The sequence below is a fragment of the Aurantiacibacter flavus genome (assembly GCF_039710615.1).
GTDB lineage: Bacteria > Pseudomonadota > Alphaproteobacteria > Sphingomonadales > Sphingomonadaceae > Alteraurantiacibacter > Alteraurantiacibacter flavus.
This window is the reverse complement of sequence record NZ_JBDLBR010000001.1, coordinates 829526-842632: the sequence shown is the minus strand read 5'-3', so window position 1 is coordinate 842632 and position 13107 is coordinate 829526. Positions and strand designations below refer to the sequence as shown.

The window sequence follows — 13107 nt, the reverse complement described above, 5'->3', positions numbered from 1 at the left end:
GGCGCGCGCTCCTAGCCCTCAGTCTCCCATAAAGGAAGCCAGTTCGTCGGCGGACATAGGCCGGGCACCGAGGAATCCCTGCCACTTTACGCAACCCTCTGCCCCCACAATCGCCCTTTGAGATTCGGTCTCGACCCCCTCCGCCACGACAGAGAGATCGAGCGCTTGCGCCATCGCGACTATTCCGCGCAACACCGCCAGATCGCGGCTGTCTTCGCCCAGGTTCTCGATCATCGAGCGGTCGAGCTTGAGGCCCGTCAACGGCAACATCGTGAGGTAACGAAAGTTGCAGAAGCCCGCGCCGAAGTCGTCGAGCACGATCTGCATACCGCGATCGGCCAGAGCCTGAAGCCGTTGCGCCGAACGATCCAGTTCGATCACCAGCGCCTGCTCGGTGATCTCGAGAGTAATTCGTTCGGGGGCGATCCCCGCCTGGCTCGCCGCATCGGCCAGCACTTCGGCGAAATCGCGGGTCGCAAGGTCCGCGCTGGTGACGTTAAGCGAGATGTTGAGGTGGAGCGGCCAGTCGCGCGCGCCGAGCAGGCCCTTGCGCACAATATGGCGCGAGAGCTGACCGATATGATCGGCCCGCTCGGCAATTGCCAACATGGCGCCCGCGCCGATCCTCCCCAGGGTAGGATGCTCCCACCGGGCCAGCGCCTCGGCCCCGACCATTGCGCCGGTCTTCGTGCAGAACTGCGGTTGATAGACGATGGCGATCTCGTCGCGACCGAGCGCGGCAATAAGATCGGCTTCGAGTTGCGACGCGCTACGATCGGGCAGCGAGCGCGTCCCGTCAACCCAGCAGAACCGCTTGCCCGGATTGTGACGCCCACTCTCCAGCGCCTCGCCAAGCCGCGTTATCATGCGCTCTGGGCTCTCTCCCGCCACGGCGCGCAACAGCGCCATACGCGGCCATAAACGAACCGGCGCGGGGGCCTCCATACTCGCAAGAGGCCGGGCAATGTCGAGCGCAAGCTCTTCGGCCAGCCATTGCCACCGCTCGCGGCTGGAGGCCTCCATCGCGGCAATCAGGAAGGTGCTCCCCGTGATGCGCGCGACGAGCCATTCGCGGTCGAACTCGGCGCGTGCGAAGGCGGAAATACGCCCCGCTATCTCGACCAGAGCCCGGTCGCCCGAAGCCTTGCCATAAGCCAGGTTCACCGCAGAGAAGCGCTTTAGCGACAGCAACATGGCGTGAATAGGAGCGACCTGTCCGGGATCGGTCCCCGCCTGCCAGTCACCCAACTGCTGCATGGCTGCGCGGGCATTGAGCACTCCGGTCAGCCGGTCATGACATTCGGTCTCTTGAGAATCCATCGTCGGCCCCTGCGCCAAACCGGCCTAGAATGCCCGCGCGCAATTGACTACGTTGCAAATCGGGACGCCGCTTCATAGTACAGCCGCGGCTTTTGCGCGGGGACTTTTCATGGCCGACCACGAATTCACCAAGCTGGCGCTGCTCCATGCGCAGACCGATCCCGCGCGCGAGGCGGCGCGCGGTCTGCGTGAACAGATTGCCTTCGTGCCGGTGGAAGAGGCCGACTGCGTGGTGGCGCTTGGCGGCGACGGCTCGATGCTCGACGCGCTGCACCACATGCTCGACGCCGGGCGCAAGCTGCCAGTTTACGGGTTGAATCTTGGCACGGTCGGCTTCTTGATGAATCGCTGGCACGGCGCCCGCGGCCTGGGCGATCACATCAACCGCGCTAAACCGATGCGCATCGCCCCGCTCAGGATGACCGCCACCACCCAGAGCGGCGAGACGACCTGCTACTACGCAATTAACGAGGTCAGCCTGCTGCGCGAGACGCGCCAGACCGCCAAGATCGAGATCTCCGTCAACGAACGCGTGCGCATCCCCGAGCTTGTGGGCGATGGCGTTTTGCTGGCCACGCCCGTGGGATCGACGGCTTACAACCTGTCGGCCAACGGACCAATTCTGCCGCTGGGTTCGCAGATGCTCGCGCTGACCCCGATCAGCCCCTTCCGCCCGCGCCGCTGGTCGGGCGCGATCCTGCCCGACTGGATGACGGTCACCTTCCGCGTAAACGAACCGGCCAAGCGCCCCGTGGCGGTGGTGGCAGACCAGAAGGAAGTGCGCGACGTGGCCGAGGTCAAGGTGGAGATCGCGCGCGACAAGGAGATGATCATGCTGTTCGATCCGGGCCAGGCCCTGGATGAACGGATCGTTTCCGAGCAATTCGCGCACTAGGGTTCTTTTCGTCGCTGGCGGCCCTTCGGCACTTTTTTCGAAGCACCGACCGAAAGCCGAAATCATCCCTTGCCAAACCGGAATCGCCCCCATATAGGCCCTCACCTGCCTGAGGGCTGCTCCCCGATAGCTCAGCGGTAGAGTAGGTGACTGTTAATCACTTGGCCGTAGGTTCGAATCCTACTCGGGGAGCCATTTTCCATTCCATATCAGCGCGATAACCCGCCTTGCGGGGTTCCGTGCCTGAGCCGGTATTACCTTTTTGCAAAAGGTTGTGCATGGCTGCTTGCCTAAAGCCGCCAATCCGATCATCGTGCCCTTACAAAACGACAGGGAAGCTTGATGATCCGCCACACCATTGTCCGCGCCGCGCTGCTCGGCGCTGCCAGCCTGCTCGCCACCACCACGCCACTGGCCGCGCAGTCAATTCTTCCCGGCACCTTCGATCCTGACATCCCCGAGCTACGCCAAGTCGTCGGTCACGCTCCCGGCGAAGAGATCACCGCCCCTGCCGATGTGCTCACCTATATGGAGGCGCTCGCGGCGGCGGCTCCTGGCCGGGTGCGGCTGATCGAATATGCCGAGAGCTGGGAAGGCCGCCCGCTGATCTATGCGGTCATCGCCAGCCCCGCCAACATGGCGCGGATTGATGCGATCAAGTCCGATATGGGCGAGCTTTCACGCGGCCTCGCACCCGCCGCCGCCAGCGCCATTATCGAGCGCACCGTGCCCGTAACCTGGCTTTCCTATGGCGTTCACGGCGACGAGATTTCATCCACCGATGCCGCGCTGGCTCTTGCCTATCACTTGCTCGCCTCAAAGGGCGACGCGACGGTCGACACGATCCTCGCCAACAGCGTCGTTATCATCGACCCCTCGCAAAACCCCGATGGCCGCAACCGTTTCGTGCAGAGCACCGTGGCGGCGCGTGGGCTGGTTCCGCAGGCCGATCCCGACACTGCCGAGCACGATCAACCCTGGCCGGGCGGGCGCGTGAACCACTACCTGTTCGACCTCAACCGCGATTGGTTCGCGCTGACCCAGCCCGAAACTCGCGGCAAGGTCGCCGCCGTGCGCGACTGGCAGCCGGTTGTCTTCGTCGATGCACACGAGATGGGCGGCGACAGCACCTATTTCATGCCGCCCGTCGCCAACCCCATCAATCCGAACATCACGCTCGGCCAGATCTCCGCGCAGGAGCTGCTCGGGCGCAACAATGCCGCCGCGCTGGATGCCATCGGCCAGCCTTACTACACCCGCGAAGTCTTCGACGCATTCTATCCCGGTTATGGCGATAGCTGGCCCATGCTCAACGGCGCGATTGGAATGACATTCGAGCAGGCCAGCGCGCGCGGCCTCGTTTACGAGCGGCCCGACGACACATTGCTCACCTATCGCGACGGGGTGCGCAACCACTTCACCACTACGCTCGCCACGGCCTACACGGTCGCCACCAACGCGCGCCGCTTCCTGACGGACTACGCCGCCTATCGACGCAGCGCCGCCACCGGCGAAGCCGGGCGCGGCAGCTATGTGATCAACCTCGCTTCGCGCTACTGGAACGCCGAACAACTCGGTCGCCGGCTAGCGTTGCAAGGCATTGCCGTGCGACAGGTGAGCGGCCCGGCCAGCGCCTGCGGCAAGAGCTATCCGCAAGGCTACCTCGCCGTGCCGCGCGAACAGGGCACCGGGCGACTGGTGCGCTCGCTGCTCGACGAGCAGACCGACCTGCCCACCTTCTTCATCGCGGAGCAGGAGGATCGCCGCAGCCGAGACTTGCCGCACGAGCTTTACGATTCGACCGCGTGGTCGCTCGGGTTGATGTCTGGGGTCGATGTCTCGCTCTGCGCCAGCGCGGATGGTGGCAGCACGCTTGCCGCCGACACGCCTCTGCCCGACCGTACCGAGCCGCCCGGCGCCTTCGGCCTGGTCGTGCCCTGGAGCGACAGCGGACAGGCGCGGCTGGTTGCCGAGGCCTTGCGCGCCGGGCTCATCGGTCGCTCCAGCGCCGAGGCCTTCTCGACCGGCGGGCAAACCTATCCGCGCGGTTCGGTGGTCTTCACCGCTGCGGCCAATGCGGGCAAGCTCGACGAGCTGAACGCTCTTGCCCGCGTGATCGGCGCACAGACCCGTGCGCTCGCGAATGGCTGGGTCGACCGCGGTCCCAACCTGGGCAGCGACGATGTTGCCATGCTCACTGCTCCGCGCATCGCGATGCTGTGGGACGATGGCGTGTCGCCGCTTTCGGCCGGGGCGCTGCGCTATGTGATCGAGCAAAGGCTTGGAATGCCAGTCGCGCCGATCCGCACCGGCAAGGTGGGTGAGGCCGACCTGGGCCGCTACGATGTGCTGCTGGTGCCAGATGGGAGCCCTGCCCGTGCGCTCGGGTCCGGTGGCCTTGCCTCGCTCGCTAGCTTCGCCGAAGACGGCGGCGTGCTGGTCGCCATCGGACGCTCCATCATGGACCTGAACCGAGGCGAAGAGACACTGCTGGAGACCAAGCCGGAAGGCGCCGCGTCGGCGCGGAACGCCAAGGCGAAGATAACGGGCGAAGGCCCCGTTGCACCGGGCACCGATATCGCCAGCCTGGCCGAATATCGCAGCCTCATCGGCGACCCCGACGCCTTGCCCGACGTGCTTCCCGGCGCGCTGCTCAACACCGCCATCGATCCCGATACGATCCTCTCGGCAGGCTATGAGGCAGGGCCGGTGGTCAATGCCGCTGGCAACCTGATCTTCACCCCGCTTGCGCGCGGAACGGGAACCAATGCCGTACGCTATGCCGCGCCCGACGAGCTGCTCGCTAGTGGCTACATCTGGGACGAAAACCGCCGCCAGATGGCCTTCAAGCCTTACCTCATGGCGCAAGAGCATGGCGACGGACTGGTGGTCGGCTTCGCTCAGGACCCGTCGACACGCGGCTATCTCGACGGGCTCGACCTGCTGATCGCCAACGCCGTGCTCCAAGCGCCCGCGCGCTACCGCTAGGCCGCCGCCGCGCGCTTTGCATCGAGCAGGCGCACCGCCTGCAATGCGATAACTGCCGCCAGCGCGATCATCGCCGCACCTGCATACCACGGCAGGTCCATGCCAAGCGCAAACAAGGCGCCGAAGGCTGGTGGGGCGATGATACGCCCTATCGCGTTCGAGGCCATCAGCAGCCCCATCGTGCTGCCCTGCCGCTCTGGCGGGGTGTTGCGGCTGAGCAGTGCACCGGCCGAGGGAAAAGCGAGGCTGTGCCCGGTCATCAGCAAACCCATCAGCGCCACCCCGGTGAAGGGCGTGCGGATAATCGGCTGAAGCAGCATGGCCAGCACGAGGCAGGCGAGCCCGATCAGGATCACCCGCGCCTCGCCGAAGCGGGCCACCAGCGGCCCGATCAGCACCAGCTGTGCGAACAGCCCGCCGCCGCCAATGGCGAGGAAGGCCCAGCCCAGGTCCTTCGCGCTCCACCCGAAGTTGGCCTCGCTCCACAGGCCATAGATCGCCTCCATCGAGGCGAAGGCGGCAATGCCGAAGAACGAGATCACAAACAGCCGCGACAACAGCGGCTCGGACGAAACGAAGGCGAAAGCCTCAGAGTACTTGGGCAGCGGGCGGCCCTTGCCCGACGGCTCGACCGCATCGCGCAGCACGATAAAGCACCAGATGCTCGCCATGATCGACAGCGCCCCGGCGATAAGGATGGGTGCGTAGAAGCTATGCGCCGCGACTTCCTCGCCCGCGAACAGGCCACCCAGCACCGGCCCGAAGGCAAAGCCAAGCGAGAAGGCCGCGCCGAAATAGCCCATTGTCTTGGCCCGTCGCTCTGGCGGGGAAACGTCGGCGATAAAACCCTGCGCAACGCTGAGTGTGCCCGAGAAGAACCCGCTGACGATGCGGATAGCGATCGCGGCCCACAGGTTTGGCGCAAAGGCAAAGGCGATGTAGGTCAGCCCGGCGATGAAGGTGGTGATATAAAACACCTTGCGCCGACCCCAACTATCGGACTGGCGGCCCCAGTGTATCTCGCCGAAAACGTTACCGAACGAATAGGCCGCGAACAGCAACGCGATCTCGAACGAGCTGGCCGAAAACACTTGCCCATAAAACGGCAGCAGAGGCAGGATCAAGCTGAACCCGGCGATGTTGATGAACACCGCGACCAACAGCGGGGGAAGTCGTTTATCCATGATAACGCGGCTCCGAAAGGCCGGTGGCATCGAGGTCGTCGATCACATAGTTCCACCCGTCGCCCTCGCCCGGCTCGCGCCCTAGGAACGAAGGGTCGATGCTGGGCACGAACAGCCGGTCCAACTTCTCGCCGAAGAACATGCAGCTTGCGGGGAGTTTCGTGGGCATTTCGATCACCTGCTTGACCTCGCCTTCTGGCGATATCCGCAGCAACACCCCGCCCTCGCAGATCGCGGTCCACAGGTCGCCATCGGCAGAGACCGTGCAGCCATCGGGGATCGGGCCATAGTCGCTGGTGTTGAAGAACGCGCGCCGGTTGGAGGCGGTACCGTTCTCCATGTCGTAGTCGTAGGCATAGATCAGGTGCGCCATGCTGTCGGCGTGATAGAGCGTCGCGCCATCGGGCGACCAGCAGGGGCCGTTGCCGAGGATCAGCCCGCTGTCGAGCTGACGGATCGTGCCCTTATCAAGCGCGAAGAGACCGCCCACAGGCTCGCTCGCCTTGCGGTGGCTGGTGCCGAAGATGAAGCGCCCCTTACGATCGACCTTGCCATCGGCGAGCTGGATCGCCGGATCGGCCGGCTCCATCAATGCCAGCGGCTCGACCGCGCCGGTGGAAAAGTCGAGGCTATGAACGCCGTTGACCAGAGCGATGATGGCCCCGCCCTCTTCGCGCAAAGCCATCGAGCCGATCATGTCGGGCACGTCCCACTGCGCATGGTCGCCCGTAATCGGATCCCACCGGAACACCTTCTGCGCGAGGATGTCGATATAGAACAAAGCCTGCTCGGCCACGTCCCACACCGGCCCCTCGCCGACCTGACAGCGCGGCAAGTCCAACCTCGAAATTCGCATCGCCCTCTCCTCTCTCACGAGAGGTTACTAACGAGCGTTACGATTATGACAAGGGCTCTGCCGCTCAGACCGCGCCGTGACAGTGCTTGTATTTGCTGCCCGAACCGCACGGGCATGGCGCATTGCGGTTGACGTTCTGGTCCTTGTAAGGATCGTTCCTCTCCGCGCCGCCGGGGCCGACACCTGCCACCGGCGATCCGGCCAGCGAGCCGAACAGCGGCGCAAACCGGGCCGAACCGTCGCCATCGTTCGAATTGTCCTCGCCCGAGAGCGGGTCGATGTGGCCGGTAAGGAAATCGGGCAGGTCGGGCAGCGGCGCCTGCGGGGTCGGCTGCGCAACGCGGAAATGCGCGGTCAGCAGCACACGGGTCACATCCTCGCGCAGCGTATCGAGCATGGATTCGAACAGGCCGAAGGCTTCCTGCTTGTACTCATTGATCGGCTGCTTCTGGGCATAGGCGCGCAGGAACACCACCTGGCGTAGCGCGTCGAGCGTGGCGAGATGCTCCTTCCAGTGGTGGTCGAGCCGTTCGAGCAGAATGCCCTTCTCATTGGCGCGCCACACGTCTTCGTCGAATTGCGCCACGCGCCCGACGAGCTTCTCCTCGGCAATCGCCTGCAAGCGTTCTTCGATCAGTTCGGGATCGACCTGCTCCTCTTCCAGCCAATCGTCGAACGGGGGCGTTTCGCCCATCACGTCCTCAACCTTGGCCTTGAGCGTTTCCATATCCCACTGCTCGGGATAGGAGCCGGGCGGGCAAGCAGACGAAACGATGGCATTGATCGCATCGCGGCGCATTTCCTCAACCACGTCATCGACCTTCTCGGAGTCCATGATCTCGGCGCGCTGCTCGTAAACCACCGTGCGCTGGTCGTTCATCACGTCGTCGTACTGTACGACCTGCTTGCGCATTTCGTAGTTGCGCGCCTCAACCTTCTTCTGCGCGGTTTCGATGGCCTTCGAGAGCCACTTCGAGCCGATCGCCTCGCCATCTTCGAGGTTCGAATTCATCATCTTGGAGAATAGCGTGTCCGGCCCGAAGATGCGCAGCAGGTCGTCCTCCAGGCAGAGGTAGAAACGCGACAGGCCCGGATCGCCCTGACGGCCCGAACGGCCGCGCAGCTGGTTGTCGATGCGGCGGCTTTCGTGGCGCTCGGTGCCGAGCACGAACAGGCCGCCCGCCTCAATCACACGCGCCTTTTCGGCGGCGATCTCTTCCTTGATGCGCTCGATGGCGGCGTCCTTCTCGGGGCCGTCTTCCATCTCGCTCAGCTCATCGCCGATGCGGAAATCGAGGTTGCCGCCGAGCTGGATGTCGGTGCCGCGCCCAGCCATGTTGGTGGCGATGGTGACAGTGCCGAAACGGCCCGCCTGAGCTACGATACGTGCTTCCTGCTCGTGCATGCGGGCGTTCAGAACGCTGTGCTTGACGGCTTCCTTGTCGAGGAACTGGCTGAGCAATTCGCTCTTCTCGATCGAGACCGTACCGACCAGCACGGGCTGGCCGATCTCCTGCTTCTCCTTGATCGCCTTGGCGATGGCAGCAAACTTGTCGAGCGTGTTCTTGTAGAACTGGTCATCATCGTCAATGCGCGCGATGGGCAGATTGGTCGGGATCTCGGCAACATCGAGCTTGTAGATGTCGAAGAACTCAGCCGCCTCGGTGGCGGCGGTGCCGGTCATGCCCGAAAGCTTCGGGTACATGCGGAAGTAGTTCTGGAAGGTGATCGAGGCCATGGTCTGGTTCTCGGGCTGGATTTCCACGCCCTCCTTCGCCTCGACCGCCTGGTGCAGGCCGTTCGACCAGCGGCGCCCGTCCATCATGCGCCCGGTGAATTCGTCGATGATGACGACCTTGCCATCCTTGACGATGTAGTCGGTGTCCTTCTTGAACATCTTCACGGCACGCAGGGCCTGGTCGAGATGATGCACAACCTGCGTGTTCTCGACGTCGTAGAGGTTATCGGTCGCCAGCAGCCCGGCGGCGATCAGGCGCTGCTCCATGATCTCGACGCCGTCCTCGGTCAGCTGGACATTGCGCGCCTTCTCGTCGGTCTCGTAATACTCTTCTTCGAGCTCCTTCACCACGGCGTCGATCGACATGTAGAGCTCGGACTTGTCCTCGGTCTGCCCCGAGATGATAAGCGGGGTGCGCGCCTCGTCGATCAGGATCGAATCGACCTCGTCGACGATGGCGAAGTTGAAGGGCCGCTGCACCATCTGGCTGCGCGAATGCTTCATGTTGTCGCGCAGGTAGTCGAAGCCCAGCTCGTTGTTGGTCGAGTAGGTGATATCGGCGGCATAGGCGTCGCGCCGCGCATGTTCGGGCAGGTTGGGCACGATTACGCCCACGGTCAGCCCGAGGAAGGCGTAAAGCTTGCCCATCTCCTCAGCGTCGCGGCGAGCGAGGTAGTCGTTGACGGTGACGACGTGGACGCCCTTGCCCTCGATGGCGTTGAGATAGACGGCGAGCGTCGCCATCAGCGTCTTGCCTTCGCCGGTCTTCATCTCGGCAATCTGGCCGCGGTGGAGCACGATGCCGCCGATCAGCTGCACATCGAAATGGCGCATCCCGTAAACACGCTTGGACGCCTCGCGCACGGTGGCGAAGGCCTCGGGCATCAGGTCGTCGAGCGACTGCCCCTCTTCGAGTTTCTGGCGGAACTTGGCCGTCTGGGCGCGCAATTCGTCGTCGGAGAAGTCAGCCAGCTGGTCTTCAAGGCCGTTGATCCGCGCGACAATTTTTTCGAGCGACTTGATGTACCGGTCGTTGGAGGAGCCGAACAGGGACTTGGCGATAGACTGCCACATGCGGGGGATTCCTGACTGTGAATATGGAGGAGCCGCGCGTGCAAGAGGCGCGGCGGAAAACGGGTGCGATGAAGGGCGCGCCGAAGCGCAGGGGCGCTATTCCAGCGCGCGGTCTGCCTGAAGCTGGACCGTGGGGCTCCACACCACCACCGGGCGTTCGCCACAGGGGCGACGCGTGGGCGCAACGGCAATGCGGCCAGAAAGTTCGAGCGGTGCTGCTACGATGGTCGAACAGTCGCCGCTATCCGCCGCTTCGGCCATCGAGACGACGCCTGCTTCCACCGCACGCGCAGGCTCTGCGACAAGCGCAAAGCCCGACATCACGGCAAGCAGGGTCAAAAGACGGCGAAGCATCACAGGCCCAGATAGCGATCTATTCGCGCTTGTCTATGCCAACGCGCTTCGCACCTGATTGCCCAGCGCGCGCCAAGCGCCTATCGGGCCTCGCATGGACATCGCCACCTCCCCGCTCGCCAAGCCCTTCCCCGCCATGGAGCCCATCGCCGGCGTCACGCTGCGTGTGGCCCGCGCGCAGTACAAGACTTGGGACCGCTGCGACCTCACTTATGCCGAACTCGCCGAAGGCACTTCGGTCGCGGGCGTGTTCACGCGCAATGTCTGCTGTTCATCCGAGGTCGAGCTGGGGCGCGAGCAGGTGAAGCTCGGCCATGCCCGGGCACTGGTCGTCAACGCGGGCAATTCGAACGCCTTCACCGGCTATCGCGGGCGTGACGCGGTCGAACAGATCATGGCGCAGGTCGCCGCTCACCTGGGCTGCGAGCCCGCCGAGGTGCTGGTTTCCTCGACCGGCGTGATTGGCGTGCCACTGCCCAAGGACAAGGCCGAAGCGGGCGTCGCCGCCGCGCTTACCGCCGAGCCCTGCTCGTTCGAAGAGGCCACCAACACAATCGGTACCACCGATACCTTCGCCAAGGGCGCCAGCGCCACGGCGATGATCGGCGAGACCAAGGTCACGATCAACGGGATTATCAAAGGCTCGGGCATGATCGCGCCCGATATGGCGACGATGCTCGGCTACATTTTCACCGACGCGGCGGTCGAACCGGCCTTCCTGCAGGCCTGTCTCTCTGCCGCCAGCGATGCGACATTCAACTGCATCACCGTCGACAGCGACACCTCGACCAGCGACACCGTGCTCGCCTTTGCCACCGGCAAGGCAGACAATGTGCCGCTCGCGCATGTCGACGACGCCGGGGCCGACGCCTTTGCTGCAGCGCTGCACGATGTCTGCCGCCAGCTCGCCCATCTGGTAGTGCGCGACGGCGAAGGGGCCAGCAAGTTTATCGCCGTGACCGTGCAAGGCGCAGTGTCGGACGATAGCGCGCGCAAGGTCGGGCTCGCGATCGCCAACTCGCCGCTGGTGAAGACGGCCATTGCGGGCGGAGATGCCAACTGGGGCCGCGTGGTGATGGCGGTCGGCAAGGCGGGCGAACCGGCGGACCGCGACAAGCTCGGGATTGCGTTCGGCGGGGCCTGGGCGGCGAAGGACGGCCTGCCCCTGCCCGACTACGACGAAGCCCCGGTTGCCGAGCACCTGAAGGGCGACGAGGTGGACCTGACCGTCGATCTCGGCCTCGGCGAAGGCAGCGCGACGGTATGGACCTGCGATCTCACCCACGGTTACATCAGCATCAATGCCGATTACCGCTCCTGATACCTCCCTCCCGTTCACGGGAGGGGAGATGTGACCGACGTAATGGCCTTCCACGCCGCAGTTGAAGAACTGCTGCGCGAGGTGACCGAACGCGCGATCCTTCCGCGCTTCCGCAACCTTGCCGAGGGCGAAGTGGAGGATAAGGGTGGCAACGACCCGGTAACAATCGCCGACAAACAGAGCGAGGAGATGCTGGCGGAAGGTCTGGCGCGGATCGTTCCCGGCCTTGCCGTGGTCGGCGAAGAGGCTGCCCATGCCGATCCGCAGGTGCCTAAAGGACTCAAGGGCGACTGCTGGATCATCGACCCCATTGACGGCACCCGCAACTTTGCGGCCGGAAAGCCGCCGTTCGGAATCCTGCTCGCCATGGCCTCTGGCGGAGAAGCGCACACGGGGTGGATCTACGATTGCCTCTCTGGTCGCCTGTGCGTCGCGCACAAGGGCAAGGGCGCCTTTGTGAACGGCGAGCGGGTTGAAGCGCGCGCCACCGGCGAAAGCCCGCCGGTCGCCGCAATCTCGCTGCTGTTCATGGACGAGGCCAAACGCACGGCGATGACCGAGCACATAGCCCCGCACTATTCGCTGGTCGACATCCCCTATTGCGCCGCCGAGCAATATCCGCGCCTTGCGCTGGGCACCAACGATGTGTCGATCTTCGAGCGCACGCTGGCCTGGGACCATGCGGCGGGCGTACTGTGGCTCAACGAAGCGGGCGGAAAGGCCGCGCGGCCCGATGGCTCGGCCTACCGGGTCGATGAGTGGGAGCGCAAAGGCCTGATCGGCGCGGCCTCGCCCGCGCTGTGGGACGCTATGGCCGAGCGGCTCTCAGCCCTGCCCTAGAGCGGGATGACATTAGCCTGATCCACCTTGCTCCCCTCCCCAAGGGGAGGGGCTTTGCGAGTGGATGCTATGTCATGCCGCTCTAGCCACGCGTCGGCCCGCACTTGAGGCGGGCCAGGGCTCACTTCATCGCGATCAAGAAGCCCGGCCCCGGCTCAAGGCCGGGGCGACGGATAAGCTCAAAGATTGCTCTCAAGCCAGTTCTTGAGCGCATTCTTCGGCGCTGCACCCATCTGGTGCGCGACCACCTTTCCGCCCGAGAACAGCGCCAGGAACGGGATCGACTGCACGCCCATCTGTCCGGGGACATCGGGGTTCTCCATGATGTCCATCTTCACGATCTCGACCTTGCCTTCCAGCTCGTCCGAAATCTCCTCGAGCGCCGGGGCGATCATCTTGCACGGGCCGCACCAGTCGGCCCAGAAGTCTACCAGCACAGGCTTGTCGGCCTCGAGCACGTCGGACTGGAAGCTGGCGTCGGTCACTGCTTTGGTTGCCATCGAAAATCTCCTTGTCTTTCGTGCAATCTAGTCATTG

The 13107-nt window shown here is 64.4% G+C and carries 10 protein-coding genes and 1 tRNA gene; 5 read left to right on the top strand and 6 right to left on the bottom strand.

The features are described 5' to 3' along the window. Positions 1 to 18 precede the first annotated feature (18 nt). Complete coding sequence (locus ABDJ38_RS03990) at positions 19 to 1320, bottom strand: EAL domain-containing protein (RefSeq protein ID WP_346783764.1); 1302 nt, start codon at positions 1318 to 1320, stop codon at positions 19 to 21. 109 nt (positions 1321 to 1429) lie between these two features. Between ABDJ38_RS03990 and ABDJ38_RS03985 the strand changes: the two genes are divergently transcribed. From ABDJ38_RS03985 to ABDJ38_RS03975, 3 genes are all read left to right on the top strand, one after another. Next, positions 1430 to 2215: an NAD kinase gene (locus ABDJ38_RS03985; RefSeq protein ID WP_346783763.1), complete on the top strand. Its 786-nt coding sequence runs from the start codon at positions 1430 to 1432 to the stop codon at positions 2213 to 2215. A gap of 120 nt (positions 2216 to 2335) precedes the next feature. Next, a tRNA-Asn gene (locus tag ABDJ38_RS03980) sits at positions 2336 to 2410 on the top strand. A 147-nt stretch (positions 2411 to 2557) separates the two neighbouring features. Beyond that, a complete protein-coding gene (locus ABDJ38_RS03975) occupies positions 2558 to 5203 on the top strand; it encodes a M14 family zinc carboxypeptidase (protein ID WP_346783762.1) in 2646 nt (881 codons plus the stop codon). Here ABDJ38_RS03975 and ABDJ38_RS03970 read toward each other — a convergent pair. The 4 genes from ABDJ38_RS03970 to ABDJ38_RS03955 form a co-directional block, all read right to left on the bottom strand. Beyond that, positions 5200 to 6387 carry an MFS transporter gene (locus ABDJ38_RS03970; protein ID WP_346783761.1) on the bottom strand — a complete coding sequence of 396 codons (1188 nt, stop codon included), beginning with the start codon at positions 6385 to 6387 and terminating at the stop codon, positions 5200 to 5202. The genes ABDJ38_RS03975 and ABDJ38_RS03970 overlap by 4 nt on opposite strands. After that, positions 6380 to 7243, bottom strand: a complete 864-nt coding sequence (locus tag ABDJ38_RS03965) for an SMP-30/gluconolactonase/LRE family protein (RefSeq protein WP_346783760.1) — start codon at positions 7241 to 7243, stop codon at positions 6380 to 6382. The genes ABDJ38_RS03970 and ABDJ38_RS03965 overlap by 8 nt, the downstream gene beginning before the upstream one ends. Positions 7244 to 7307: 64 nt before the next feature. Next, positions 7308 to 10055: a preprotein translocase subunit SecA gene (gene secA, locus ABDJ38_RS03960; protein ID WP_346783759.1), complete on the bottom strand. Its 2748-nt coding sequence runs from the start codon at positions 10053 to 10055 to the stop codon at positions 7308 to 7310. A 96-nt stretch (positions 10056 to 10151) separates the two neighbouring features. Then, a complete protein-coding gene (locus ABDJ38_RS03955) occupies positions 10152 to 10409 on the bottom strand; it encodes a hypothetical protein (RefSeq protein ID WP_346783758.1) in 258 nt (85 codons plus the stop codon). Positions 10410 to 10503: 94 nt separating this feature from the next. Between ABDJ38_RS03955 and argJ the strand changes: the two genes are divergently transcribed. Together argJ and ABDJ38_RS03945 are read left to right on the top strand one after the other, a co-directional pair. Next, positions 10504 to 11730 (top strand): bifunctional glutamate N-acetyltransferase/amino-acid acetyltransferase ArgJ, encoded by a 1227-nt coding sequence (argJ, locus tag ABDJ38_RS03950; RefSeq protein WP_346783757.1) that lies wholly within the window; start codon positions 10504 to 10506, stop codon positions 11728 to 11730. Between the two features lie 42 nt (positions 11731 to 11772). Continuing rightward, entirely contained in the window at positions 11773 to 12570 is a 798-nt protein-coding gene (locus ABDJ38_RS03945) for an inositol monophosphatase family protein (RefSeq protein ID WP_346783923.1), read from the top strand. Between the two features lie 179 nt (positions 12571 to 12749). On the opposite strand, the gene trxA is transcribed toward ABDJ38_RS03945, so the two are convergent. After that, the gene (gene trxA / locus ABDJ38_RS03940) at positions 12750 to 13070 is read right to left on the bottom strand and encodes a thioredoxin (protein ID WP_346783756.1); all 321 of its coding nucleotides are present in this window, start codon (positions 13068 to 13070) and stop codon (positions 12750 to 12752) included. Positions 13071 to 13107 lie beyond the last annotated feature (37 nt).

Coding starts and splice junctions, on each gene's coding strand:
- ABDJ38_RS03990 (WP_346783764.1), bottom strand. CDS start 1,320: ATGGATTCTCAAGAGACCGAATGTCATGACCGGCTGACCGGAGTGCTC.
- ABDJ38_RS03985 (WP_346783763.1), top strand. CDS start 1,430: ATGGCCGACCACGAATTCACCAAGCTGGCGCTGCTCCATGCGCAGACC.
- ABDJ38_RS03975 (WP_346783762.1), top strand. CDS start 2,558: ATGATCCGCCACACCATTGTCCGCGCCGCGCTGCTCGGCGCTGCCAGC.
- ABDJ38_RS03970 (WP_346783761.1), bottom strand. CDS start 6,387: ATGGATAAACGACTTCCCCCGCTGTTGGTCGCGGTGTTCATCAACATC.
- ABDJ38_RS03965 (WP_346783760.1), bottom strand. CDS start 7,243: ATGCGAATTTCGAGGTTGGACTTGCCGCGCTGTCAGGTCGGCGAGGGG.
- secA (WP_346783759.1), bottom strand. CDS start 10,055: ATGTGGCAGTCTATCGCCAAGTCCCTGTTCGGCTCCTCCAACGACCGG.
- ABDJ38_RS03955 (WP_346783758.1), bottom strand. CDS start 10,409: ATGCTTCGCCGTCTTTTGACCCTGCTTGCCGTGATGTCGGGCTTTGCG.
- argJ (WP_346783757.1), top strand. CDS start 10,504: ATGGACATCGCCACCTCCCCGCTCGCCAAGCCCTTCCCCGCCATGGAG.
- ABDJ38_RS03945 (WP_346783923.1), top strand. CDS start 11,773: ATGGCCTTCCACGCCGCAGTTGAAGAACTGCTGCGCGAGGTGACCGAA.
- trxA (WP_346783756.1), bottom strand. CDS start 13,070: ATGGCAACCAAAGCAGTGACCGACGCCAGCTTCCAGTCCGACGTGCTC.